The organism is Sulfitobacter sp., assembly GCF_036961165.1.
Lineage (GTDB): Bacteria > Pseudomonadota > Alphaproteobacteria > Rhodobacterales > Rhodobacteraceae > Sulfitobacter.
Genome location: NZ_JBALVJ010000043.1, coordinates 1 through 24445, shown reverse-complemented (window position 1 = coordinate 24445; position 24445 = coordinate 1). Strand labels below are relative to the sequence as shown.

The window sequence follows — 24445 nt, the reverse complement described above, 5'->3', positions numbered from 1 at the left end:
CGTAAAAACACCACCAAAAAGCCCCGCACTGCGGGGCCTTTTTTGCTTATGCTGGTCCTAAGAGCATTTGAACGGCCCAAACCCATGATTCTTTTGATTTTATTATTTGCGATAGTCTACTTTTGTGTGATCAACGTAAAAACATATCGCGCCTTTGCCGCTGACAAGATCTTCGCGATTAAGAAAGAACAGCGTACCCCCGAAGCGGCCCTACTGTACCTCGCCCGTATCGGAGGTTGGGGCGGCGCGAAGATTGCGCAGCATAGGCTGCGGCACAAATCCTCCAAACAACCCTTTGGACACCGGCTCAACATGATCGGTCTTTTGCACGCCGCATGTGTTGTTACCGTTTTATCAGTGTTCGGTCTGTTGGCCCTTGTCCCGCCTGCGGCACCGGTTAGCGACCGGACCGCGCTGGCAACGTGCGACGCGCAAGCATCGCCACGCGCTGTCGCACAACTTGTGATGTCCCTGCGTCCTCCTGCGGGGCGTCCCGCAAGGTAGTGAACCAATGCTCGGGCGGGTTGCGACCACGGCTGTTGCCATGGAAATTCAGCGCTCGTAGCACCTCCTCGCCCACAGTCGGCAGTCCCTTGTCCGGGGTATGACCGTTGAGAATGCCCCAGATGCCAGTCCACATCCGCCCCACGGTCCACGGGTTGTACCCACCACCGCCTAGCACCAGCAGGCGCGGCACGCCCAGCGCCATAAGTCCGCGCAAGATGTCCCAATGCGCATTATTGCTAAGTGACAGATGTGCCAGTGGATCATCCTCCACGGCGTCCGCACCGCACAGAAAAACAATCGCATCTGGCGCAAAATCGACCACCTTGGGCAGGATTAGCGCCTCACGGATATGCGCCATTTCACTGTCCTTAAGCCCCCGCGGCACCGGAAGGTTGATTGCGTTGCCACCCCCATCATCGTCAATCAGACCCGTGCGCGGCCACAACCCCTCCTCATGGACCGATATCATCAGACAATCGGGATCACCGGCAAACCCTGCCGCCACGCCATCGCAATGGTGCGCGTCAATATCCACATAGGCAATCCGCCGCACCCCATGATGGCGCAGTGATAGCATCGCCAGCACCGGATCATTCAAATAGCAAAACCCGTTCGCCCGTGCGGGCATCCCGTGATGTGTGCCACCCGCCGGATTATAGATCACCCCACCCTGCGCCAAAATCTCTCCGGCAAGGATTGATCCACCGGCAGCGGTGGCAGGACGGCGGAAAATCTCTGGAAACACAGGGTTCGTCACGCTGCCAATGCCGTAACGCGCCAAATCCTCCGGTTGCGTCTGCTGTGCAGCTTCAATACGCTGCAGCGCCGCGATATAGGCGGGGTCATGCCACGCCTCCAACACTTTGGGCTTTGCGCGCGGCGCGGTGATGTATTGATCGCGCGGGAGCCAGCCCATCGCACGGCTTAAATCCATCACCGTAGAGACGCGCGGCACCCGCAAGGGATGCTTCAACCCATAGCTGGAGCCGCGAAAAATCTCGTGTCCTATGAAGAGCGGTTTATGCACATCTTAGACTTAGCGGGAAACCACCAAAAGGAAATGTCGCCGCTGACATGAAAAAAGGGGCCGCAACATGCGACCCCGAAATCTTTACCTACAAAACAGTCTGTCGGCTTAGCGTGTGCCGTCCATGCCCGCTGCGGCTTCAGTCACCATTGCGTCCATGTTATTCGCGCAAGTCAGGTTCAGAAGCTCTACGTTTTCTGCAGATTCAGTCTCGTCATCACCGGCGGATACGGTGCTTGTAGCTGTTTCTTCACCGTTGTTGTCTGCAACTGTTGTGGAACTGCCCGCTTCGCTTTCGGTAGCTGCTTCGCCTTCAAGAGGTGCCGTTGCGGTTTCAACACCGTCATTGGATTCAAGGGTCTCACCTGTGGCACCGCTGATTTCAGCGACGGCCAGCGTGGCGACCGTGCTTTGGTCTTCAGGAGACAGTTCATTTTACTGGGCGCATGTCATCGAATTGACGTCGAGGTGCGCTGCGGCAAAGGCCGGCAATGCGGTGGACATGGCGAGTGCGGCGATTGCTGTGGTCTTGAGAAAACGTGTCATTAACTAATCCTTTATCCTATGGCGAAAATTTGCGTCGCTTCGTTGGAAATACAACGCAGATCCCTCCCGCTTCGTTCCCGAATTTCCGCAGAAGATTGTTTGGAACCAATGCGCTATTAAAGCGTTCGCAGCGGCCCGAAATCTCGCAATAGGCGCTGGACCCCTGTGAGAACTGAGCATACGCTTCACACAATGTTGCGCTATACCCTCAAACGAATGCTCTCTCTGGTGATCAGCCTCGCTGTCGCCTCTTTGGTCATTTTCACCGTGATCGAGATCGCCCCTGGCGATCCCGCCTCGTTCATGCTCGGTATCAATGCGCAGCCTGAAACGCTGGCAGCACTGCGCACGGAACTGGGTCTCGATGCCTCAAAGTTTGAGCGTTACGTAAGCTGGGTCACAGGCATGCTGAGCGGAGATTTCGGCACCTCATACACCTACCGCACGCCGGTTGCAGATATGGTCACGCAACGCATGTGGGTGTCGCTGCCGCTCGCGCTTTATGCGCTTACGCTTTCAACGCTGATCGCTTTTCCCGCAGGTATCTACGCCGCCGCGCGCCGCGGACGCGCAGGTGACATAGGCGTGATGAGCGCGACACAGATTGGCGTGGCCATCCCAAATTTCTGGTTCGCCATGATGCTAGTGCTGTTGTTCGCAATCAAACTGCGCTGGTTCGCGGCCGGAGGATTCGTTGGCTGGGATAAGGGGCTGTGGGCCGGGCTGCATTCGCTCACCTTGCCTGCCGTTGCGCTGGCTCTGCCGCAGGCGGCGATCCTTGCGCGCGTCATGCGTTCTGCCCTGCTGGATGTGCTGAGTGAGGATTTCATGCGCACGGCGCGGGCCAAGGGGCTGACAGCGCGGCAAGCACTTTGGCGTCACGGCCTGCGCAATGCGATGATCCCCGTGCTAACCATCATCGGGTTGCAATTTTCTTTCTTGCTGGCCGGCGGCATCATCATCGAACAAGTGTTCTACCTGCCCGGCCTTGGCCGCCTGATTTTCCAATCCATCTCTGCCCGTGATCTGATTGTGGTAGAGAGCGTGACGATGTTGCTGGTCTTTGCCGTCATCTTTGTGAATTTTTGCGTTGATCTGGCCTATGCCGCCGTTGATCCCCGCCTGAGGGCCCGCGCATGATCCGTAACCTTATCATCGGCGGCCTTCTTTGTGCCATCTTCATCGGCGCGGCGCTGCTCTCGTTCATATGGACGCCATTTGACCATGCCGCGCTTGATATCCCTGGCCGTTTCCAGACACCGGGCGGCGCGCATCTGTTGGGGACCGACCACTTCGGCCGCGATATCCTGAGCCTGCTGATGGTTGGTGCGCGCACTTCGCTAGCGGTGGCGCTGGTGGCGGTGGGCATCGGCATGTGCCTTGGCATCCCGCTGGGTCTGTGGGCCGCCGCACGGCGCGGCAGCTTGGTGGATGAGATCATCATGCGCGGCAATGATCTGGTCTTTGCCTTTCCCAGCCTCGTGATTGCGATCCTCATCACCGCCGTCTTCGGCGCTGGCGCCATAAATGCCATCATCGCCATCGGCATATTTAACATCCCCGTTTTCGCACGCATCACGCGCGGTGCCGCACTCAGCCTGTGGGAGCGGGAATTCATCCTTGCGGCCCGCGTGGCCGGTAAATCCGCCGCGCGCATCTCGGTCGAGCATATCTTGCCCAATGTCACCAACCTGCTGATCGTGCAGGGCACCATCCAGTTCTCTTTGGGCATCCTCGCCGAAGCGGGGCTGAGCTATGTCGGCCTTGGGGCGCAACCACCCACGCCGTCATGGGGCCGGATGCTGGCAGATGCGCAAACGATGGTCAGCATCGCACCGCATATGGCGCTGATGCCGGGCTTTGCGATCATCCTCACAGTGCTGGGCCTGAACCTCATGGGTGACGGCTTACGCGATTATCTTGATCCGCGCCTGCGGGTGACCCGCACATGAACTTGCTGTCCATCCAGAACCTGAGCTTGTCGATCCACAGCTTTGACATCCTGCGCGATGTCACCCTCACCATCGACGCGGGCGAGATCGTGGCGATCACCGGCGAAAGCGGCTCTGGCAAATCCATGACCGCGCTAGCCACCATGCAACTGTTGCCGCAGGGCGCGCATACTACCGGCCGCATCATGCTGGGTGACACAGACCTGACGACGCTGGACGAAGCCTCCCTTTGCGGGCTGCGCGGCAACGACATCGGTATGGTATTCCAAGAGCCAATGACCGCGCTCAACCCCGTCAAAACCATCGGCGATCAGGTCGCCGAGACGATCCTGATCCACGAACAAACCTCGCGCTCCGAAGCACTGGACCGCGCCGCGAAAACCCTTCAGCGTGTGGGCCTGCCGCAAGACCGTTTTCCGCTTTCGCGCTTCCCACATGAGCTGTCAGGTGGCCAACGCCAACGCGTAGTCATTGCCATGGCCATCGCGCTACGGCCACACCTGCTGATTGCGGATGAACCAACCACGGCGCTGGACGTCACGACCCAAGCACAAATCCTGACGCTGTTGAGCAAACTCGCGCGTGAGGACGGCATGGGGCTGATGATGATCACCCACGACCTAGCCGTGGTCGCCGAGATGGCGGACCGCATAATCGTCATGCGCAACGGCGAAGTGGTGGAGCAAGGCCAGACGCAAGCGCTGTTACAAAACATGCAGCACCCCTACACGCGCATGTTGTTCGCGGCCTCCTCCCACAAGGTGACGCTGCCCGATATTGTCACCCCCACCCCACTGTTGGAGGTCACAGGCGTCTGCCGCGACTACCGCACGCCGCGCAAAACCTTGTTCGGCAAGCCGGGCCTGTTCCGCGCCGTCGACAACGTCAGCTTCACGCTGGGTCGCGGTGAACGTCTGGGGCTTGTCGGAGAGAGCGGCTGCGGAAAATCCACCCTTACCCGCGCCCTGCTCGGGCTTGAGCAAGTGCAGGAAGGCAGCATCACGCTGAACGGAGAGCCGGTGTTCACCGGCAACAAGCCCAACCTCGCCGTGCGCCGCTGCATGCAGGTGGTGTTCCAAGACCCCTACGGCAGCTTCAACCCGCGCCACCGCGTCGCCCGCCAGATCACAGAGCCGTTTCACCTGCTGGACGAACCACCGACAGGGGCCGCACGGCAAAAGGCAATCGACGAGGCGTTAACCGCCGTGGGCCTGACACCGGCCGACGCACAGAAATACATCCACGAATTTTCCGGCGGCCAGCGGCAGCGCATCGCTATCGCCCGCGCCCTGATTATCCGCCCCAATCTGATCGTGTTTGACGAAGCGGTAAGCGCGCTTGATGTGTCCGTGCGCGCGCAAATCCTTGATCTGCTGGCAGAGCTTTGCGCGGCCTATAACCTAAGCTACCTGTTCATCTCCCACGATCTTAGCGTTGTGCGCACCATCACCGACCGCGTGCTGGTGATGAAGTCGGGCGAGATCGTCGAGCAAGGCGCGACCGAGACCGTCTTTGCGGCGCCGCAACACCCCTACACAAAATCCCTGATCTCTGCGGCCCCCGTGCTGCCTGATGTGAAAGCCCTAGCCAATGAAACCGATAAACCTGCTTGATAAGCTGAACCAATTCTCAACCTATTGGGACCCGCATATCGTGGCCGAGTACAACGAAAACGATATCATGGTCGCCAAATTTTCGGGCGAGTTTCCGTTTCACCTGCATGAGGACACCGATGATTTCTTTCTGGTTCTGCAGGGCGAATTCACGATGGACCTTGATGGGGAATCGCATGTTGTCAAAGAGGGCGAAATCTTTGTCGTGCCCCGTGGCGTTGCCCACCGCCCACGCGCTGCTGAGGAATGCCACGTTCTGCTGATCGAGCCTAAAAGCACGCCCAACACAGGCGATCCCGAAACTGCCAGCGATAAACCAAGGATCTGACCTATGACACCCGGCCCGACCAACAGCCTTAGTGATATTGTCGGCCTGCGCGTGGGCAACGCGCAGGATGCAACGCTCAAATCAGGCGCAACGATAGTGGTCGGTGATGCGCCCTTTATTGCCTCCGTTGCGGTGATGGGCGGCGCGCCCGGCACGCGTGAAACCGATTTGCTGGCGCCCGACAAATCCGTGGCCGAAGTGGATGCGCTGGTGCTGTCGGGTGGCTCGGCTTTCGGGCTTGATGCGTGTTCAGGCGTTGTGGACGGGCTGCGCGCGGACGGCCGCGGCTTTCGCATCGGGCCCGCGCAGATCCCTCTGGTCCCCGGTGCGATCCTGTTTGATCTGCTCAACGGCGGTGACAAAAACTGGACCGACAATCCATACCGCGCCCTTGGCCTTGCGGCCTACCGCGCGGCACAGGCAGAGTTCGAAATAGGAACGGTTGGCGCAGGCACTGGCGCGCTCACCGCAATGCTCAAAGGCGGACTTGGCACAGCATCCCTGCAATTGCCTGATGGCAGCACGGTTGCTGCACTTGTGGCCGCCAACCCCGTAGGTTCGGTCACTACTCCGGGGGACCGTCACTTCTATGCCGCCCCTTTCGAGATGGGCAATGAATTTGGCGGCTTGGGGCCTGATCCGTCCAGCGGCCTTGGCCTGAGCCGAGAGAGCCGGAAGATGAACGCCATGTCAGCGCGGGCCAATACCACCATCGCCATTGTAGCCACTGATGCGACCCTAACAAAGGCTCAATGCCACCGTGTAGCCGTGGCCGCCCATGACGGCATCGCGCGCGCTTGCGTGCCTGCGCATACACCTAACGACGGCGATCTGGTCTTTGCACTGACCACCAGCGCCAAGCCCCCCGCCGACGTATTGATGACCGGCCATGCCGCAGCCCTGTGCCTGAGCCGCGCGATTGCCCGCGCAGTTTTTGCCGCAACCCCTCAAGAGGGAGACATCATGCCATGCTGGAGAACTGCAAATGCCAACCTTTGAGCATGACGGAATAACCCTCCATTATGAACGGACAGGTGATGGTCCGCCGCTGCTGTTGATCGCCGGCATGATGAGCGACAACGCCAGTTGGGCGCCGCTTATCCCGTTGCTAGAGCCTCATTTTGACGTCATCCGCCCTGATAACCGCACCACAGGCCGCACCACGCCTTGGGATGCGCCTGCATCGGTCGGCCATTTCGCTGACGATTGCGCGGCGTTGTTGGATCATCTCGATGTCGGGCCTGCCCATGTCATGGGCCATTCGCTGGGCGGTATGATCGGGATGCGGCTGGCCAGTACGGCCCCTGACTGCGTCAATACGCTCACCCTCGCCGCCTCTGCCCCGCTGCGGCTGGAACGGAATGTGGTGCTGTTCAAGACCCTGCTTGCAATCCGGCAAAGTGATAATGCGCCTGATGTCTGGCTGCACGCGCTATTCCCATGGCTCTTTTCTCCCGCTCTTTATGAGATGGACGGCGCAGTGGCGCAGGCGGCGATGTTGTCGCTGGCATATCCTCATTCACAAAGCGCGCAGGCGATGGGCCACCAGATTGCCGCCCTTGACGGCTATGCGCCCAATGCAGTGTCTGATTTGCGCTGCCCGACACAGGCGCTGCTGGCCGCTGATGATCTGCTGATGCCTGCGGAACTCGCACGTGAAACGCTGGGCGATCTACCTGTGCATTTGGTCGAGGCGGCTGGTCATTCCATCCACTGGGACGCGCCCGATGCGGTGGCCGCACACCTGATGCGCTTTACTGCCCAGCATGAGGAGACACACCGATGACCCAAGACCTCTACGGCGCCTGTCACCTGCTCCAACCCCGAGACCCTAAACGGGATCAATGACTTCATTCACGGCTTTCTAAGCTACCAACCTAAAGCGACAAACATCATCGCGGCGGCAGATGCCGACCCCGACTGCGCATTGGCCAACGCCTATGCGGCGATGTTGTGGATGTTCCTCGAAGCACCTGTTGCCCCCCAAAAGGCAGCGCCCTATCTGGCACGCGCGCAACAGGCCACTAAGGCTGGTGTTACCCCGCGCGAACCGCAGGTGATCGCGGCGACCCAAGCGTGGGTACATAACGACATCCCCAAACTGTTGGAGATTTGCGACCAGATCATGATGGACCACCCGCGTGACATGGCAGTGCTGAAGCTGGCGCAATACCATCTGTTCAATCTGGGTGATGCGGCGGGCATGTTGCGCATGGCGCTGAAGGCGCTGCCAGAGGCCGAAGACATCGCCTATGCCCACGGCATGATCGCCTTTGGCTACGAGCAATGTCACTTGCTTGACCGTGCCGAGACTGCCGCGCGGCATGCGATGTCGCTGCAACACGACGATGCTTGGGCGCACCATGCCATCGCCCATGTGATGCTGACACAAGGGCGCGTGGCCGAAGGGGCCAAATTCATGGAAAGCGTGGCCGAGACGCGGGGCGGGCTCAACAGCTTTATGCGCAGTCACAACTGGTGGCATCTGGCGCTGTTCTACCTCAGCCTTGGCCAACATGACGATGTGCGCACCGCCTACGACACCCATGTCTGGGGGCTGGCCAAGGAATATTCTCAGGATCAGGTTGGCGCCACCTCTCTGTTGGCGCGGATGGAATTCGTGGGCGTGGACGTTGGCGCACGTTGGGGCGATGTGGCCGATCACGTGGCCTTGCGCGGCGCGGATACCGTCAGCCCGTTCCTGACCCTGCAATACCTCTATGCCCTTGCCCGCACAGGCCACAGCGAAGCGAATGACCTGATGCAAGCCATTGAGGCGCGCGCGGTAGACGAAAACCAGCACGACCACGTTGCATGGCGCGATGTCGCGCTGCCTGCCGCCATTGGTATCATTGCGCATGCGCACGGGAACTGGGACGCCGCCATTAACAACCTCTCCCGCGCCTTTCCACGTATGGCCGAATGCGGCGGTAGCCATGCCCAGCGCGATTTGTTCGAACAAATCCATCTGGACGCACTGGTGCGCGATGGCCGCGCCTCTAGCGCGCAGCAAGTGTTGGAGATGCGCCACACCTACGATCCTGAGGGCGTACCGCTGAACCTGATGCTGGGCGAAGTCTATGCCAAGTCAGGCCTTCCAACACTGGCGGAAGAAGCGCGAGCCCGTGCGGCACGAACATTGGCAGCACAGCACCGCTGAGACCGTTGCGGCACGACCCAAGCACCGCTAGGCTAAACGAATAGACATTTATAGAAGGGTGCACCTGATATGAGCACAGAATGGTATTACGCGATTGAAGGAACCTCCAATGGTCCCGTCAGCCAAGGCGAATTTGACGCTTTGGTCGCAACCGGCACCATCCGTAGTGATACGCTGGTCTGGCAGGAAGGTATGGATGACTGGCTGCCCTACGGCAGAACCGGAGGGCCCGAGACTGTGGCCTCCCTGCCGCCAACCGCCCCCATGGGAGACATGCACGACCCGGCCCGTGCCGATGCCAACACTTTTCTGGGAGCGCTCAAGGACGGCTTTGCGCGCTATGTGGATTTCAAAACCCGCTCGACCCGCTCCCAATACTGGTGGTGGACCTTGTGGATGATCGTGCTGAGCTTTGGCGCAGCCCTTGTCGACGGCATGCTCACCATGGGGGACAGCGGACCTGCGAACTTGCTGGTCTCGCTCGCAACGTTTATTCCCTCAATCGCCATAGGTATCCGACGCTTGCATGATATCGGACGCACAGGCTGGTGGTTCCTGATTGTATTTGTGCCAATCATCGGTTGGATCGTGCTGATTGTCTTCTATTGCACAAGGTCGCAGGAAGGTCCGAACCAATGGGGCCCGGAACCTCGCCACTAAGTAAGCACTTTGGCCCCGCGCTTTAGGCGCGCGGGCCGATGGTAACTTCCAGCTCTGCGATGCCCTCGACGCCGCCCGTCATTACGTCACCCTCGCCAACGGCAGCTACGCCCGCGGGGGTGCCTGTCATCACCAGATCGCCGGGGGCCAGCGTCATACCTTCGCTCAGCGTGGCGATGTGATCGGCGACAGACCAGATCAAATCAGCGATATCGGCATCTTGCCGCACCTCACCATTCACGGCGAGCCAGATGCGGCCCTGCGTCAGGCTGGGAACATCGGCAATCGGTTTGATCGGCGCGATGGGCGCGGAGAGATCGAATGCCTTGGACCAGTCCCATGGACGGCGCGTTTGCTTGGCGTCAGCTTGAATATCGCGGCGGGTCAGATCAATGCCCACTGACGCGCCCCAGATATGATCCATCACATCAGCAGGAGCGATGTTCGACCCGCCTTTGCCAATCGCGATCACCAGTTCAATCTCGTGATGTAGGTCATTGGTCAGTGAGGGGTATGGCAGCGTGCAAGGTGTGTCACAGGCCGCATCTGCTGGCTTGGTAAAGAAGAAAGGGGGTTCGCGGTCCGGATCATTGCCCATCTCGCGTGCGTGGGCCTCATAGTTGCGACCAACGCAGAAAATCCGGCGCACGGGAAAGCGTGCATCGCTGCCCTGTACAGCAAGGCTAGCTTGGGGAGGGGCGGGGAAAACAAAAGCCATAAGACGCATCTTTCGCGGTAATTAATTATCTACGCCGACTAGAGCGAAGCGCGCAGGAATTGTCCAGCCATGCCAAACGGGATGTTTCGGACGCGAAATAACTTATTGAATTTTAGCGAAAAAATTAATCGGCTGGTAACAGGTCAATCGCCAAGCTTGGCGTGAACTTCATCAAGATCAATCTCTCCGATGGGCATCTTATTTCCGGGATTTTCAAAGTCGTATTTGAAAAGATTGAAATCACGTTTGTAGATTTCATACACCAGATGCATCGACAGATCGTCAAAGTAATCCTCAACCGGATGCGCACGCTTGGGTCCGTGCCCTTCGCTTTCGTTGAAGCGGGGCATGTTCGCCAAATCGATGGCGTGCGGCGTTTGAACCGCATCCAGCACGTCCCGCATGCCGTCATTAAAAGCTTCGGTCCACACGATTTTATCGTAGGTGCCACCGTTCACAATGAAGGTGCTGACATGGCCCGCCATAGCGGACCAGTGGATGTCCGGGTCCATCGGGCGGCGCCAGCGGATGGTGTCACGGGCAAACAGCAAAAAGCGGCGGAAGCTTGCGATTTGGTCAAACTCTTGCTTGCCATCCTCACCACCAACTTCGATCCCGTATTTCTGGATCAAAAGTGGGACCAAATTACCACGGTATCGTTTGCCATTACGCTGGATTCCGCAAATCTTGTCGAAGAAGGAACTTAGAATTCGGGTGTAAGGATTACGGACACAAGTGAAGGCATAAGAGCTGTGGTTCTGGACGTTTCGCGCAATGGCATCCTGGCTCTCATCCAACGCCCATTTATGCATACCGCCCTTAGCATCATGGATATCGCCATCAAAAAACTCACCATGATCAGAGTAATACATGATCTGGCCGATGGTCGAACACGCGCATTTGGGCACCACGCGGTACACGACACTTTCGCTTTCGGTCATCCATGTTCCGGGAAAACCCATCTTGCACCACTCCTGCTCAAACTGCACATGCCGCTTCTTGGAGCAGCTTTAGATCTACAAAAGCAAATAATTGCTGTTTATTCAATGAGTGTTCATCATTATCTATGTAAACAATCGAGCATAAATACGGTGAATGGTTCCTGAATGGCAAAAATTGCCTACATACTTTTGTGTCATAAAGACCCGGACGCCATCATCAAACAGGCGGAGCGGCTGACGGCTGTGGGTGACTACATGTCCATCCACTTTGACGCGAGCGCCGATCCGGCCCACTACAAAGCCATTCGCAAAGCACTAGAGAACAACCCGAACGTCACTTACGCCACAAAACGCATCCGCTGCGGCTGGGGTGAATGGTCCCTGGTGCAGGCCACACTTTACGCGGTTGAAGCTGCCGCTGAGGCATTTCCGCGCGCGACGCATTTCTACATGTTGTCGGGCGATTGCATGGCGATCAAATCCGCCGAATACACGCATCGCTTTCTGGACGACAATGACGCGGACTTTATTGAAAGCTTCGACTATTACGAAAGCGATTGGATCAAGACCGGCTGGACCGAAGAGCGGCTGATCTACCGCCACTGGTTCAACGAGCGGACCCAGAAAAAGCTGTTCTATGCGATGTTCAATTTCCAGAAACGCTTTGGCCTGACGCGCGAGATCCCGCAAGATATTCAGGTCCAGATCGGCAGCCAGTGGTGGTGCCTCCGCCGCCAGACAATCGAAGCGCTGTTGGACTTCTGCAAAAAGCGGCGCGATGTAATCCGGTTTTTCCGCACAACGTGGATTCCCGATGAGACATTCTTTCAGACCCTTGTGCGCCATCTGGTCCCCGAGAACGAAATCTGGGGACGCACGCTGACTTTCCTGATGTTCACCGACTACGGGATGCCCGTGACGTTCTACAACGATCACTACGATCTGCTGCTCAGTCAGAACTATTTGTTTGCGCGCAAGATCAGCGCAGACGCGCTTGATCTAAAGCGCCGTTTGGGATTGCTCTACTCCGCGCAGGGCGTACGTTTCCAGATCAGCAATGAGGGCCGCAGTCTTTTCAAATTCCTTACGGGGCGCGGGCGCATCGGGCGGCGTTTCTCAACCCGATTCTGGGAAACCGAAAGCACGCTGGGCCGTGAGCGGGAATTGCTGATTGTCGTGTGCAAGAAATGGCACGTCGCCAAGCGCGTGCTGGAACGTATCCGTCAGACGACCAATGTGCCTGCGATCGAATATGTCTTTAACGAAGAAGACGCGCCCCTGCCCGCCCTTGGTGGCATTGAAAAGACGCTGGGCAAGCGCACGCGCCACCGCCGTGCATTGATGCGGATGCTGTTTGATTATTTCGAGACGGACCGCCTAATTGTCTGCATGGACCCCAGCAACCTCGATTTGCTGGAGGATTTTGCCGCCGACCGCTCGACCACGCGCATCCTTGAGATTGAGTGCGGGTTCACGGACGAATATTTGATCGGTCACGCCATGCGCGTGGGTCTTGCAGGTGAGCAGACCTCGCAAGAGACGCTGGACCGCTTGCTGCCGACCATTCGCAACGACATGGTGTTCGAGAGTGACGCGATCCGCGACGCCCAGTTCGAGAACCACTGCCGTATCCGCGAGATAGCTTCATCCGACGAAAACGCCGACGAGTTGGCGAAGTTCCTTGGCGTGAGCGGCGAGAAGGCGCATGAGATCACCAGCACCGATTACCTCTTTGCCGATTAAGGAGCCTACCCGATGGGTTACGCCTATGACGATCAAAACATCTTTGCCAAAATCCTGCGCGGCGAGATCCCGAACAACACTGTGCTGGAGACAGAGCACACACTTGCCTTCAGCGACCTTTACCCGCAGGCACCCACACATGTGCTGGTGATCCCCAAGGGGCCATACGTGAGCTACGACCACTTTGCTGCCGAAGCGTCTGACGCAGAGATTCTGGATTATACCCGCGCCATCGCGCAGGTCTGCAAGATGGAAGGCGTGTCACTGGATGACGGCGAAGGTTTTCGCATGATCAGCAACGCAGGTGATCATGGCGTGCAGGAAGTGCCACACTTGCATGTACATATTCTGGGTGGTCGCCGGATGGGGCGGATGGTTCAGCCGCAAAGCTGATCATCGCCACTCTCACAGACAGCAACAAAACAGGGCTCGGAATTTTTGACAATTCCGAGCCCTGTTTTTTAGTGGGTGAACACTCTTATCAGGTCTTTTTGCGCCATGACCCGAACCAGCCCCGCACAGCGCCGGTGGCATCGGCGAAATCGTCTTCGATTGCCTCCATCGTCGGATCAATCCGCGCCATGCGGAACCGGCGCCAGCGCACCCAAATGCCGTAGATCAGCGTAACAAAGAGCGTCAGGATGATGATGTTAAGCCACGGGATACCCTTGGAGACATCCGGCCCCGCTACCGCGCGCACGGAAATAGCATTCGGGAAGATCGTCAGAAACTCGTTGCGCCAACCGTAATGCTTGATCGCGACATAGCGCGGCGCAGCCTCGGTTGAGGCCAGATCACCCGCCTCGGCTTGCAGGTTCGACGTGTCGAACTTGAAATATGGCGGCCAGCTCCAGCCGGTATCCTCATTGCGGTAAACCATCACATCGCCCTTCACGCGGCGCGACTGGATGAAGAACACATCGCGGTTGGACAGCGTGCCATCCGTGCCCACATCCGCCTGCGCCCAGAACAGCGCATTCTCACCCGGATCGATCCGCTTTTCGTAGGTATCCGTGATCCGCACGATATCGACCTGCGGCAGGGTATAGTGGAAAAACGCGGCAACGATCACCCAGACGGTGATCCAGAATGTCCAACGAAGAAGACCAAGCATGTAAAACCCTCTCAGGCGAAATTTGTAAGGTAGATGACCACTGACACAAGGATCACAGGAATAACATAGACCGACAGGATCAATTTGCGTCGCAGGGATTTGTCATAATCCTCCAGCCCCTCATCCAGAAACGCATCAAGGGTCTGGTCCTGAGGTCCCTCTAGCCATTCGCGCCGCAGCTTGCCCTTGCGCACCGCGCGGGAGTACAGCGACAGGCAAACATAGATCACCGTCAGCACGATAAATCCGACAACCATCAGGCGGGCAAGTGCGAACATCTGCTATCTCCTCTCCACAGCGCCCCATGGACCCACCGCCGCGATGCGGTCCGGGACGGGGGGCGGTTTTTTCCCTTTGCGCGGCTGAGGTGGCACCTCCAGCGCGGGCTCATGCCCAAAGAGTGCGTCACGCACACCAGCCTTGTCCATAAGGTACTCGCGTTCCAGAAAATCGGCAACATAGGCCTTTTTCGCGTCCGGCCAGCGCGCGTAGGTCGCGTAAAACAGATCCTTGTGGCAGATGAACAGCTGCCGGATGTCCTTGGGCGCAAGTTCGGCCAACAGCATGTTCACCAGCTCTGCGTCGGGCGTGTCAGCCGCGCGCAGGGTGTAGAAATAGACCGGATTGGCGCTGGTGATGCTGGGGAACGCGCCGCCGTTTTCAGCCCAGTTCACCAGTTGGCCCAGCGTGTGGAATTCAGTCGGCAGCTTGTCACTGTGCTGGCGCGCAAGACGGCGCAGATCGCCACGGGTGAGGCCAGTCAGGTCCACCCCCTGATCCGCCACGGCATCAATCAGGATAAAGTCCATCTTTTGGCGCAGAATGGCGGCGGACTGGATGCCCCGCGCCTCCAATATCGGTTCGGTCAATCCGTTGAGCTGGAAGAACTTGGCGATGTGGTTGCGCTGGGTCGCGTCGAACACATGCTCCAGCGGCAGATCGTCCAGCCCGTCCTTACCCGCCGGCGCGATGACCGCAGGGTGCGCTACGTCCTGAAACACATAGAGCCCGCCGAAATGCGCTGTCCAGAAATTGCGCTGATCAAAGCTCATGGTCTTGAGGCTGACCGGATTGCGCACCACGTCACCCGTTTTGCCCGCCAGCGCGATCATGTCGGCGATCAGCACATCATCGTACCAGCCGTTTTCCGTCTCGCGGAAGCGGTCGACCATATCGGCCAGCTTGCCCGCGTCTTTGACCGTGCCTCCGGTGGTGTCGGCATCAATGGTGATGCGCCGGATATCAAACAGCCGCGCAGGGGTTGAGACATCGTAGACGGAATTCACCAGCTCCCCCGCCACGGCATCCTTCGCCGTCAGCGCAAAAAGCGCCGCCTCGTTCTGCGCGATAAAGTCTTGCAGGATCGTCTTGGAGGTCGAGAATTGCGTGTTCAACAATGGCGCTGTGCGCTGTTCAACGCTCAGCAGGATAAACTGCCGGTTCACGCCCTTGTGGTTGAGGTAGAGCGGGTCATTCATCTCATCCCCGATCTCGGGCGAGTAGCCGGAGATGTCGATGTAGAAATCGGTAAGCTCGGTGCGCTTGCCCGTCAGATGCTCTAGTGCGCGGTTATAGCGTTCGACCAACGCGGGCGAGGAGACATGAAAGAGGTTGCCGAACATCAGGCCGGCGCGGATGAGGCGGTTCATTTAGTTGAATTCACGAGAATTTCCTGCTCTAGGTTATCTATATCATCTATCTCTGACTTCAAAGCATCCCATTCCTTCTTAAGATACAAATGAGCTTTTAAGACTAAGTTAGTCTGATACTCGCCCTCATCAGACTGCTCTGTCTGTTGAATATTATTGCAGGCATCGAGTAACTCACTCACCCCATCTTCTCTGATGTTCAGATTCAGTCGAATTCGAGCCATTGCTGAGTTAAATATCGCAGCGGTCGCTGGTGTCGCCTCGGCAGGATTAAGGGAATTTGAAATTAACAACGAGAAATCCTCTTTGACTTGGTTAATCCAAGCTTGGCGAAAATTGGCTAGTTTAATTCGTTTAGTGAGTTCACGCTCCAATTTTCGTTCCGCAAAGGCTCTTCTTTCCGATGCCTCAGTGCTAATTCGAGTACGCTTCTCTGCGGTTTTTCCTGAAAAAAATGTAACCAGATATGTGAGGGCAGGGACTGCAATTACGGTAACCAGCTCTTTATGCGGGATAATCCAATTATTAAAGTCAGTGAGAAATTCTAAAAACTTCACCCCCGCTCCCCCGAATACCGCTTCTTAGCCTCTTCATTCCGCCCAAAGTCGCGGACCATATTCTCAATCGCTACCTCGTCCGACTTATCCGCATAGCGGAACTCTGAATCCGCGTAGCGGTTGATCTCTTGCACGACCATATCCACCGTGATGGGCTGGCGCATGTCTTCGATCATCGCTTTCTTGGCGTCGTAGTCTTTGAACAGGAACAGGTCCGGCTGTTCCATCCATTCATCGGGCAGCTCAAAGTCCATCGCGCGGACCTTGACCGCGTCGGTGATGTTCTTGATCGCGCGGCCGGTGAAACGCGGGTCGGCCTCTTGGATCGCTTTCAGGTACATCCCCAGCTTGTTGATAGTGTCGAGCGCGCCGATCTTGGATTGCACGGCGTTATAGACCTCCAGCAGCCCTGCTTCGTGCGGTTTGGCGTGGCCTGCAAAGCTGGCGGCGACGGCCTTTTTGATCGCCTGCGCTTCGAACGCTTGGTGATCGCCCAGCGGGATGTCGTGGTTTTTGCCCATCAGCAGATAGAGGATATCGACGTAATCCTCCCGCGTTTGCGGGCCGTCCACAAGGAACCGCGCACCGGCGCGTTGGCGCAGGGCGTCGTCCACATTCTCGGGGTAGTTGGAGAACATGCCGAACGTGCAGTTCCCGCGCACAACTGTGTTGGCGCCCGCAAAGCTTTCCATCAGCACCGCTGTGATTTCCAACTGACCGGCGCTGGACTGGCGATCGCCGCGCTTGCCCGCCAGCTGGTCAATGTCGTCGATGGTGCCAAAGCCGATGACGGAGGGATCAATGATGTTGTTGATAAACGCCTTGGCGTTCTGCCCCGATTTGCCCTGATAGCTGTCGATGTTGTCCGTGCTCAGGTTCTGGTAGCGGAACGGGTAGCCCGCGTTGCGGCAGTATTCCGAAATCAGCCCCGCCATCATCTGGATGAGCGTCGTCTTCCCCGTGCCCGGCGCACCGTCACCCATGAAGGTAAAGATAAACCCGCCCAGATCGGCAAAGGGGTTCAGGCGGCGGTCAAAGTCATAGGCCATGAGCATTTTGACCAGCTTCATGGATTGATATTTCGCGATGTGGTTGCCGACGACTTCGTTGGGCTTTTTGAAGCTCATCGTCAGGGTCGTCGATTTCGCCTTGGACGCAGGAGAGAAGCCGCGCACGGTGAAATCATCCGCCTCAACGTGCCACGCAGCCGCGGCGAAGGCTTCCAGCCGTGGCGCGGTGGTGGCCCGCAGCGCGACCTTCTCCATCAGGCTTTCGGCAAAGGCGCAGACGGTGGACACCAGACGCGCATCATCGCTGGAATGGGCGGCGATGTCGCTGTCCAGCTCCCACAACGCGCCGTGCAGGGCGACCTGTCCGTTGTCAGTCAGCATCTCATCGAAATCGCCCACCTCAACCGTCACTTCGGTGAGGTGCGAGGACAGCAGGTAGGCGGTGGCGTTACCGAACACGTAAAGCGTGACCAAGGCTTCGGCGGCCAACAGCTCGCTGAACTCGGTCTTGCGGGCGGGTGGCAGCGCGCCTTCCAGATTGGAGCGCTTCAGATCAGCCAGCCCGGCGTGGTCCGCAAAATTCTCGGCCACGGCCAATGCGATAGCAATCGCGCGGCGCAGGGCATGCAGCACGGTGGATTGCAGCGGCGACATGAGCGCGTCATCGCCGTCCGCCGTTTCGACCCGCGCAATCAGTTGCACAGCACCAGTGACCTTACGCCGCTGCGTCACCAACCCCGGCGTGGTTGAGCGGAACCGCCGCCGTGTGCCGATACCAGAGGACCGCTCGGGCGCTGCGACATCCACCGCCCTGCCGATCCGTGGCGCATGGTCGAATCCTTCGATCAGAGACTGCGCCATGGCGACATGCTTGGCGATATCTTCTTCGCGCAATTCCATCTGGTCGGACGTCTGGCTCATAATGGCTCCTCTCTAAATTCTTCGATGACCTGAAAATGTGGGTCATAAATATCAAAGTCTGCGGTCACACCGCTTAATACTGCAGGACGCGGCCTGCGTTGCTAACCACGAACTTGCGCACACCGGCAAAGCCTGGCGGGTTTTGTTCTTCGAGCACTTGATAGGGGCGTTGGGGCAGGATGATACTGCGATGGGTACTGGTGGCGCCAAGGTCAGGCATTTGCCCACCCATCGGATCGAGCGCGAAAATTTCACGCTCCACGGTCGAGAACCAACCCGCCTTCTGCTCAATCACCCAATCCGAGACCAGATCTTCCTCGGTCCAGACCATGGCCCAGTCTTGCCCCTCTGGTGCTTTCGCCTGCGCGAGCACATCGCGCAGCGGTCCGTTTTGGCGGGTGTAGGCATGGCTGTACATCGGACCAAGGTGGAAGCGGCGCAAGCGTTTGGGGTGCAGATCGTCGAAGTCTTCGTCGAAGCCGCGCGCGATGGTGACCAGCTTTAGCCCACCCAGCGCCTGCGCGCTCAGATGCGCCTGCACCTGCGCCCAACGACGGGTATCGCGGGGCAGTGCCTCACGGCCTGAATCCTCGATCTCCATCATGTAGATGACGGGCAAGTTCACCTGACTGTCATAGGTCGCCCAATGCAGGCGATAACTGCGCCGACCACGGTCCTCACCGATCCATTCGGCCTGCGGGTCATTACGCACCCAAAACAAATCGCCCTTTAGCAATTCCTCATAATAGAGCCTTTGCGAGAGACTAAACTGGAGTTTTGTGGGCAGGGTCCTGTCGCCGAGGATCGCTTGGACCATCTGGTCCTTATGCGCCTCAACGGATGGCATCGCAGACAGATGCGCCTGCGCGTTCTGCGCGTCATTAGCCATCGTCATCAGCTCTGCCGCCACAGGAAAGCCGCTATCGCGTCCGTCTACGGTGAGGGAACCAAAAAAGCGCCCTGTTTCCCGGCCTACCAGCAGATATTTCCAGCTGAGCGCCTGAAATGTGTAGGTCAGGCTGACGGCATAGCGCGCAAGGATTGTGACCTCATCGCGGGTCAAATGCCCCTCGGCCTCCATCACGCCCGCCACCCGCAGCATGTGCTGCATGATGGCTTGGAATTTGGCGAAATACCTGCGGCTGGCGAAGGTGTCTTTGAGGTCGTAGTGATCGGCGGAGGGGTCGGTCATTTAATCAAACCAGACCTGCGCCAGACTGGGAGCATGATCCTGCGATAGAATACTCTTTCGAACATTCGCATCCATCCAACAAAGATCAGTGGACCGAGCCAAGTGAAGAGGCCGGCTACAAGCGCGAACTTCACAGCGTCCGAACCGTCCACAACAAGCCCGAGTAGCAGCCCCGAAATCGCACCGAGCACAAACATCGAAACCCCGAACTTCAAATGATCATAGCGAGTCCAGCGCTGTCGTTCACTCACCATACGCGTTTCTGTCATGTTTCTCGATTATCTTCTGGAAGCGGCGCGCGAAGCGTTCGTCTGCTTTGGCCTTTTGCTCCAGCACGTCGCGGGCAAACACCATGTGGTCTTCGTGCTTTTCCATCATCTCGGCCATGCGGGCGTTGGTGGCTGAACCGATGCCGGCCATGGCGGACTGGGCTTCTTGGTCCGTCTTCACGCCGATTTCGTTGATACGGTGGGCGACGTCTTGTTGTTGCGCTGTCTTCAGGGACTTGGTCAGCGCATCATAAAGTACAACACGCTGTTTGGTGTCTGTTTGCAGTTTATTGATCAGGACCATCTGCGTGGCCGCCTGGTTCTGCAAGCTGTCTACCCACGTCTTGCCCTTGTCGATGTAGCGCTCAAGCGTTTGGGATTTGGCAAGCTTGACCTGCTCCTCCTGCACCATGGCGTTGTAGCGGCTGTTGGCTTCGGCAAGTTTGCGTTCCAGCGCGGTTCGTTTGGCGGCATCGGTCTCTGACGCAATGGCATTTTCCAGCTTGATAATCTCGGGGTCCATGCCCGCGATGTCATTGCGCAGGGACTCAAGCTCGGCCACGGTCATTTCGCGGTCGCTCAGGGTCTCAGTCAGGTTGGTCTCCACCTTGGTTTTCTGCTCTTCAAGAACGGCCAACTGGCCCTCAAGGAGTTGCACGATGGTATCGGACTTGGCGATCAGGTCCTGCAATTTATCATCGATAGAGGCGGAGCGGACCCGCTCTTGCCGCATGCTGTCGGCCTTGGCGGAAGAGAAGATGCCAATGACGCTTTCCCATCCGGTTTTTGAGCGCATCTCATCAAAGTCACGCGAAAAGCCTGCGGTGACATCGTCCAGACCCATGATCAGTTCTGCGATGTTGGCGTTCATGACTTCGGTATGGGCGTGCACATCTTCAAGCGAGGCATTCTCGATATCGATCTCGGCTGCATCGCCGGCCTTCAGCTTGGCGCGCGCAGTTTCGATCCGGCTGGTCAGCTCGGCGATTTTGCTTTGTGCTTCCGCCACCTGTTCCTGAGATTCGCGGACCTGCGCGTCGAGATTGGCCATTAGATGCTCCGTATATAACTGACTTTGACTGAATATATGGAATGTAAATATGATTTATATTCCCTCATGCGACATATGGGGGGAGTTTTGCAAAAGCGCACCGCAAAGTGAAGCCTGAACAGACCTTGCTGATCAATGCGTTTCCAGACTGCCGACTGGGTTACTTACTTCAGGCCCAAAAGTGCTTTGATCATCGGGCCGTCAGGGTCGGTCAATCCGTCGATCACGTCGAAATGGTGCTTCCCCTCATCGACGACACGCCGCGCACCCCAGCCGCGCGCGAGTTGCTCAGCCTGCTCCAGAAACGCAGGGCGCTCATCAGCGCCGACCCAGATGGTCACGCCCAAGCCATGCGGAGGCTGCATATTCACAGGGCTTTCTGCCTGCGCTTCGGCTGCGTCAATGCGCAAAATCTCGTTCATTGAGGTGTCCATCAGCGGTGCCAGATCTGCGACTGGAGAGATCGGCACAATCGCCTTGATACGCTCGCGAATTTCGGAGGGCAGAATCAGCGGATCGGTCATACGGCAAACCAGATGCCCGCCCGCAGAATGCCCCGCCAGTGCTAGCGGGCCAAAGGTCCGATCGGCGACACGGGTCACAGCCGCCGCGATTTGCCGCGTGATGTCGGCAATGCGCACATCGGGGCACAAATCATAACTTGGCATCGCAACAGCCCATCCCCGCGCAAGTGCACCGGTCGCCAAATGCGACCAGATAGAGCGGTCAAAGGCCTTCCAGTAACCGCCGTGCACAAAGATCATCGTGCCACGCGCAACCCCTTCGGGTTGAAAGAAATCAAACGCCTGCCTCTCGGAAGGGCCGTAAGAGACCCCCTCCTGCGCGCGCGCGCCAAGGCCTTCACGGAAGGATTTTGCCGCCTTCTCCCAACGTGGTGGATAGGCTTCAGCGTCCTTGATATAAGCTGCGTTAGCGTAGGCATCATCCAGCTTCATCATATTGTCCCTTTCAATGTGAACTGGACAATCATACTGGGAGTTGGTTTGGGTGCCAGTAAGAAATTCTAGGAGAACGCATCATGACTGCTTCAACCACCGATCTTAAATCCATCCTCAAAGACCCCAGCCTTCTGGAAACCCGTGCCTATATTGGCGGAAAATGGGTGGACGGTGACGACGGGACATTTGACGTGACCAACCCTTCACGCGGAGATGTTGTGGCAAAAGTTGCCAACCTGAGCCGCGCTCAGGTTGCAGGCGCCATTGCACACGCCGAAGCCGCCCAGAAAGAATGGGCCAACTGGACCGGCAAAGAACGTGCCGCCGTGATGCGCAAATGGTTCGACCTGATGATGGAGAACCAAGACGATCTGGGCGCCATCCTGACCGCAGAGCAGGGCAAGCCGCTGGCCGAAGCCAAGGGCGAGATCGCCTATGGTGCGTCTTTCATCGAGTTCTTTGGCGAGCAGGCCAAACGTATCTACGGTGAGACAATCCCAGGCCACCAGCGTGACAAACGCATCACCGTGATCAAGCAGCCCATTGGTGTTGCCGCATCAATCACGCCGTGGAACTTCCCCAATGCAATGATCACCCGCAAGGCCGCACCGGCGCTGGCCGCTGGCTGTGCATTTGTCGCACGTCCTGCTGCCGAAACACCGCTGAGCGCGATCGTGATGGGCGTGCTGGCCGAACGTGCGGGCATCCCTGCAGGCGTGTTCAACGTGGTGCCGTCCAGCTCTTCCTCTGCCATTGGTAAGGAATTCTGTGAGAACCCCACCGTGCGCAAGCTCACCTTCACAGGCTCGACCGAAGTGGGTCGCATCCTGATGAAACAGGCCGCCGATCAGGTCATGAAATGCTCGATGGAGCTGGGCGGCAACGCGCCGTTCATCGTGTTCGACGATGCCGATCTGGATGCCGCTGTCGAAGGTGCGATCCTGTGCAAGTTCCGCAACAACGGCCAGACCTGCGTGTGCGCAAACCGCATCTACGTGCAGGCCGGCGTCTATGACGCTTTCGCAGAAAAGCTAATTGCCGCCGTGCAGAAGATGAAAGTCGGTGACGGTTTTGAAGCCGGTGTGGACCTTGGCCCGCTGATCAATCCCGCCGCAGGCGAGAAGGTCAAAGAGCATATCGACGACGCTGTATCGCACGGTGCAACGGTTGTGCTGGGTGCCAATGGCGCGATGGACGGCAACTTCCTACCGCCCACCATCATCACAGGTGTTACGCAAAAAATGAAAGTGGCGCAGGAAGAGACATTCGGCCCCCTCGCCCCCCTGTTCAAATTCGACACGGTCGATGACGTCATCGCGATGGCCAACGACACGATCTTCGGTCTGGCGAGCTATTTCTACGCCAAAGATCTGAGCCGCGTCTACAAAGTGGCCGAGGCGCTGGAATACGGGATCGTCGGTGTGAACACTGGCCTGATCTCAACCGAGGTCGCGCCCTTTGGCGGTGTCAAACAGTCCGGCCTGGGCCGCGAAGGCAGCCACCACGGGATCGAAGATTACCTAGAGATGAAATACATCTGCATGAGCATCTAAGCCGCATTTAGCGGCCAAAGCTGATTTGGCCGCTAAATTTGAATAAGAATGCCCGCCGGTTCCGGTGGAATTCAGGCGGGCATTTTTTTCTGCTTTCAACATGTTGTGTTGGCCCTGTATACGGACAAAGCTGCCATTGAACCCCACACCGATCAGGACCTCTACTTTTCTTGTTATGCCTTCGTAGCCACACGGCACGTAAAGGTCCGTCAACCAGTCTTAAAAACCGGCTTGCCGCCTGAGGGAATTCCATCTGCTTTGCGCTTTAAATCCGCGTGTTGGTTTAGGTTGAGAGGAGTTGCCACCCCCCATTTGATCGGCAAAAACCGACCCGTCTGGCTGGGTATAAATAACAAAGCTCCCGTTCCAAGCTCTGCTGTCTGCTTGGCCGTCCCCAACAAAATAGTCTGTGGTTTGAATGATCAAAGTGGAGCGGCTTAGGGCGGTATGTACCTTCCACGTGCCTTCACCAAAAACGGACTCGTTCAACGCAACCATCCTATAGGTTCCGTCTGGAGAAAAATACGCCTCGACAAACGACTTTCCACCAACCTCAAGCGGGTATTTGATGGAGTTCCCCGAGTAGTGGTTTCTGATTTCTTGTTCTGTGGCGGGGGCACCATAGTCCTGAGTGTTGATATAACTCGGCGTGCACGCGGCAACGAACACAAGCAGAAATGAAGCTGCGGTAATGAAGGCAAAACGGAATTTGCGGTTATCTATTGTGGCCACTATAGGCTCCTATATGGCGCCGAAAAAGAACAGCACGATGATTTTAAATGTATGGAAAGACTACCCCGAAATCAAAAATTGAAAAATACGAAATTCCTTACTCTCAGTGAGAGAATGCAAACTATTCCGCAAAATATGCAACTTCTAGCCCTGACTGGTGGTCATTCGGGCCAGCCGCAACATCGGTCGCTAAGTCCGGCGGTCTCAACTGATCGACGCAACACATGCATTGAAACGCTCTGC

24 protein-coding genes are annotated in these 24445 nt (G+C 57.6%); 12 read left to right on the top strand and 12 right to left on the bottom strand.

Annotation, left to right across the window (positions count from 1 at the left end):
* The first annotated feature begins 48 nt into the window (after window positions 1-48).
* Complete coding sequence (locus tag V7730_RS15905) at window positions 49-504, top strand: DUF1294 domain-containing protein (protein WP_335748592.1); 456 nt, start codon at window positions 49-51, stop codon at window positions 502-504.
* Here the strand turns inward: V7730_RS15905 and V7730_RS15900 are convergent.
* Window positions 398-1534 (bottom strand): acetoin utilization protein AcuC, encoded by a 1137-nt coding sequence (locus V7730_RS15900; protein WP_335748584.1) that lies wholly within the window; start codon window positions 1532-1534, stop codon window positions 398-400. The genes V7730_RS15905 and V7730_RS15900 overlap by 107 nt on opposite strands.
* A gap of 738 nt (window positions 1535-2272) precedes the next feature.
* Between V7730_RS15900 and V7730_RS15895 the strand changes: the two genes are divergently transcribed.
* The 8 genes from V7730_RS15895 (at window position 2273) to V7730_RS15860 (ending at window position 9793) form a co-directional block, all read left to right on the top strand.
* Entirely contained in the window at window positions 2273-3220 is a 948-nt protein-coding gene (locus V7730_RS15895; protein ID WP_335748583.1) for an ABC transporter permease, read from the top strand.
* A complete protein-coding gene (locus V7730_RS15890) occupies window positions 3217-4032 on the top strand; it encodes an ABC transporter permease (protein ID WP_335748582.1) in 816 nt (271 codons plus the stop codon). The genes V7730_RS15895 and V7730_RS15890 overlap by 4 nt, the downstream gene beginning before the upstream one ends.
* Window positions 4029-5645: an ABC transporter ATP-binding protein gene (locus tag V7730_RS15885; protein ID WP_335748581.1), complete on the top strand. Its 1617-nt coding sequence runs from the start codon at window positions 4029-4031 to the stop codon at window positions 5643-5645. Before V7730_RS15890 ends, V7730_RS15885 begins: the two co-directional genes overlap by 4 nt.
* Window positions 5623-5973 carry a cupin domain-containing protein gene (locus V7730_RS15880; protein WP_335748580.1) on the top strand — a complete coding sequence of 117 codons (351 nt, stop codon included), beginning with the start codon at window positions 5623-5625 and terminating at the stop codon, window positions 5971-5973. The genes V7730_RS15885 and V7730_RS15880 overlap by 23 nt, the downstream gene beginning before the upstream one ends.
* 3 nt (window positions 5974-5976) lie before the next feature.
* The gene (locus V7730_RS15875) at window positions 5977-6972 is read left to right on the top strand and encodes a P1 family peptidase (protein WP_335748579.1); all 996 of its coding nucleotides are present in this window, start codon (window positions 5977-5979) and stop codon (window positions 6970-6972) included.
* Entirely contained in the window at window positions 6959-7759 is an 801-nt protein-coding gene (locus V7730_RS15870) for an alpha/beta fold hydrolase (RefSeq protein WP_335748578.1), read from the top strand. The genes V7730_RS15875 and V7730_RS15870 overlap by 14 nt, the downstream gene beginning before the upstream one ends.
* Window positions 7760-7900: 141 nt before the next feature.
* Complete coding sequence (locus tag V7730_RS15865; RefSeq protein ID WP_335748577.1) at window positions 7901-9133, top strand: tetratricopeptide repeat protein; 1233 nt, start codon at window positions 7901-7903, stop codon at window positions 9131-9133.
* 69 nt (window positions 9134-9202) lie between these two features.
* On the top strand, window positions 9203-9793 hold the full coding sequence (locus tag V7730_RS15860; RefSeq protein ID WP_335748576.1) for a DUF805 domain-containing protein: 591 nt from the start codon (window positions 9203-9205) through the stop codon (window positions 9791-9793).
* A 22-nt stretch (window positions 9794-9815) separates the two neighbouring features.
* On the opposite strand, the gene V7730_RS15855 is transcribed toward V7730_RS15860, so the two are convergent.
* On the bottom strand, window positions 9816-10511 hold the full coding sequence (locus V7730_RS15855) for a fumarylacetoacetate hydrolase family protein (protein WP_335748575.1): 696 nt from the start codon (window positions 10509-10511) through the stop codon (window positions 9816-9818).
* 143 nt (window positions 10512-10654) lie between these two features.
* On the bottom strand, window positions 10655-11473 hold the full coding sequence (locus V7730_RS15850; RefSeq protein ID WP_335748574.1) for a sulfotransferase family protein: 819 nt from the start codon (window positions 11471-11473) through the stop codon (window positions 10655-10657).
* A 144-nt stretch (window positions 11474-11617) separates the two neighbouring features.
* Here V7730_RS15850 and V7730_RS15845 point away from each other — a divergent pair, with 144 nt between their 5' ends.
* Both V7730_RS15845 and V7730_RS15840 read left to right on the top strand, forming a co-directional pair.
* Window positions 11618-13195, top strand: coding sequence for a DUF5928 domain-containing protein (locus tag V7730_RS15845; RefSeq protein ID WP_335748573.1), 1578 nt, complete (start codon window positions 11618-11620; stop codon window positions 13193-13195).
* Between the two features lie 12 nt (window positions 13196-13207).
* Window positions 13208-13588 (top strand): HIT domain-containing protein, encoded by a 381-nt coding sequence (locus V7730_RS15840; RefSeq protein WP_335748572.1) that lies wholly within the window; start codon window positions 13208-13210, stop codon window positions 13586-13588.
* 88 nt (window positions 13589-13676) lie between these two features.
* On the opposite strand, the gene V7730_RS15835 is transcribed toward V7730_RS15840, so the two are convergent.
* The 8 genes from V7730_RS15835 to V7730_RS15800 all read right to left on the bottom strand — a co-directional run bounded on the left by V7730_RS15835 (window position 13677) and on the right by V7730_RS15800 (window position 21914).
* Complete coding sequence (locus tag V7730_RS15835; RefSeq protein ID WP_335748571.1) at window positions 13677-14309, bottom strand: DUF1523 family protein; 633 nt, start codon at window positions 14307-14309, stop codon at window positions 13677-13679.
* 11 nt (window positions 14310-14320) lie between these two features.
* Window positions 14321-14587, bottom strand: coding sequence for a hypothetical protein (locus V7730_RS15830; protein WP_335748570.1), 267 nt, complete (start codon window positions 14585-14587; stop codon window positions 14321-14323).
* 3 nt (window positions 14588-14590) lie between these two features.
* Window positions 14591-15958 (bottom strand): DUF6638 family protein, encoded by a 1368-nt coding sequence (locus V7730_RS15825; RefSeq protein WP_335748569.1) that lies wholly within the window; start codon window positions 15956-15958, stop codon window positions 14591-14593.
* Window positions 15955-16515: a hypothetical protein gene (locus V7730_RS15820; RefSeq protein ID WP_335748568.1), complete on the bottom strand. Its 561-nt coding sequence runs from the start codon at window positions 16513-16515 to the stop codon at window positions 15955-15957. The genes V7730_RS15825 and V7730_RS15820 overlap by 4 nt, the downstream gene beginning before the upstream one ends.
* On the bottom strand, window positions 16512-18446 hold the full coding sequence (locus V7730_RS15815) for an AAA family ATPase (RefSeq protein WP_335748567.1): 1935 nt from the start codon (window positions 18444-18446) through the stop codon (window positions 16512-16514). The genes V7730_RS15820 and V7730_RS15815 overlap by 4 nt, the downstream gene beginning before the upstream one ends.
* A 73-nt stretch (window positions 18447-18519) precedes the next feature.
* Entirely contained in the window at window positions 18520-19638 is a 1119-nt protein-coding gene (locus V7730_RS15810) for a hypothetical protein (RefSeq protein ID WP_335748566.1), read from the bottom strand.
* Window positions 19639-19881: 243 nt separating this feature from the next.
* Complete coding sequence (locus V7730_RS15805) at window positions 19882-20958, bottom strand: hypothetical protein (protein WP_335748565.1); 1077 nt, start codon at window positions 20956-20958, stop codon at window positions 19882-19884.
* 164 nt (window positions 20959-21122) lie between these two features.
* Entirely contained in the window at window positions 21123-21914 is a 792-nt protein-coding gene (locus V7730_RS15800) for an alpha/beta hydrolase (protein WP_335748591.1), read from the bottom strand.
* 83 nt (window positions 21915-21997) lie between these two features.
* Here V7730_RS15800 and V7730_RS15795 point away from each other — a divergent pair, with 83 nt between their 5' ends.
* Entirely contained in the window at window positions 21998-23470 is a 1473-nt protein-coding gene (locus tag V7730_RS15795) for an NAD-dependent succinate-semialdehyde dehydrogenase (RefSeq protein ID WP_335748564.1), read from the top strand.
* A 219-nt stretch (window positions 23471-23689) separates the two neighbouring features.
* Here the strand turns inward: V7730_RS15795 and V7730_RS15790 are convergent, their stop codons facing one another.
* Window positions 23690-24202 (bottom strand): hypothetical protein, encoded by a 513-nt coding sequence (locus tag V7730_RS15790; protein ID WP_335748563.1) that lies wholly within the window; start codon window positions 24200-24202, stop codon window positions 23690-23692.
* Window positions 24203-24445 lie beyond the last annotated feature (243 nt).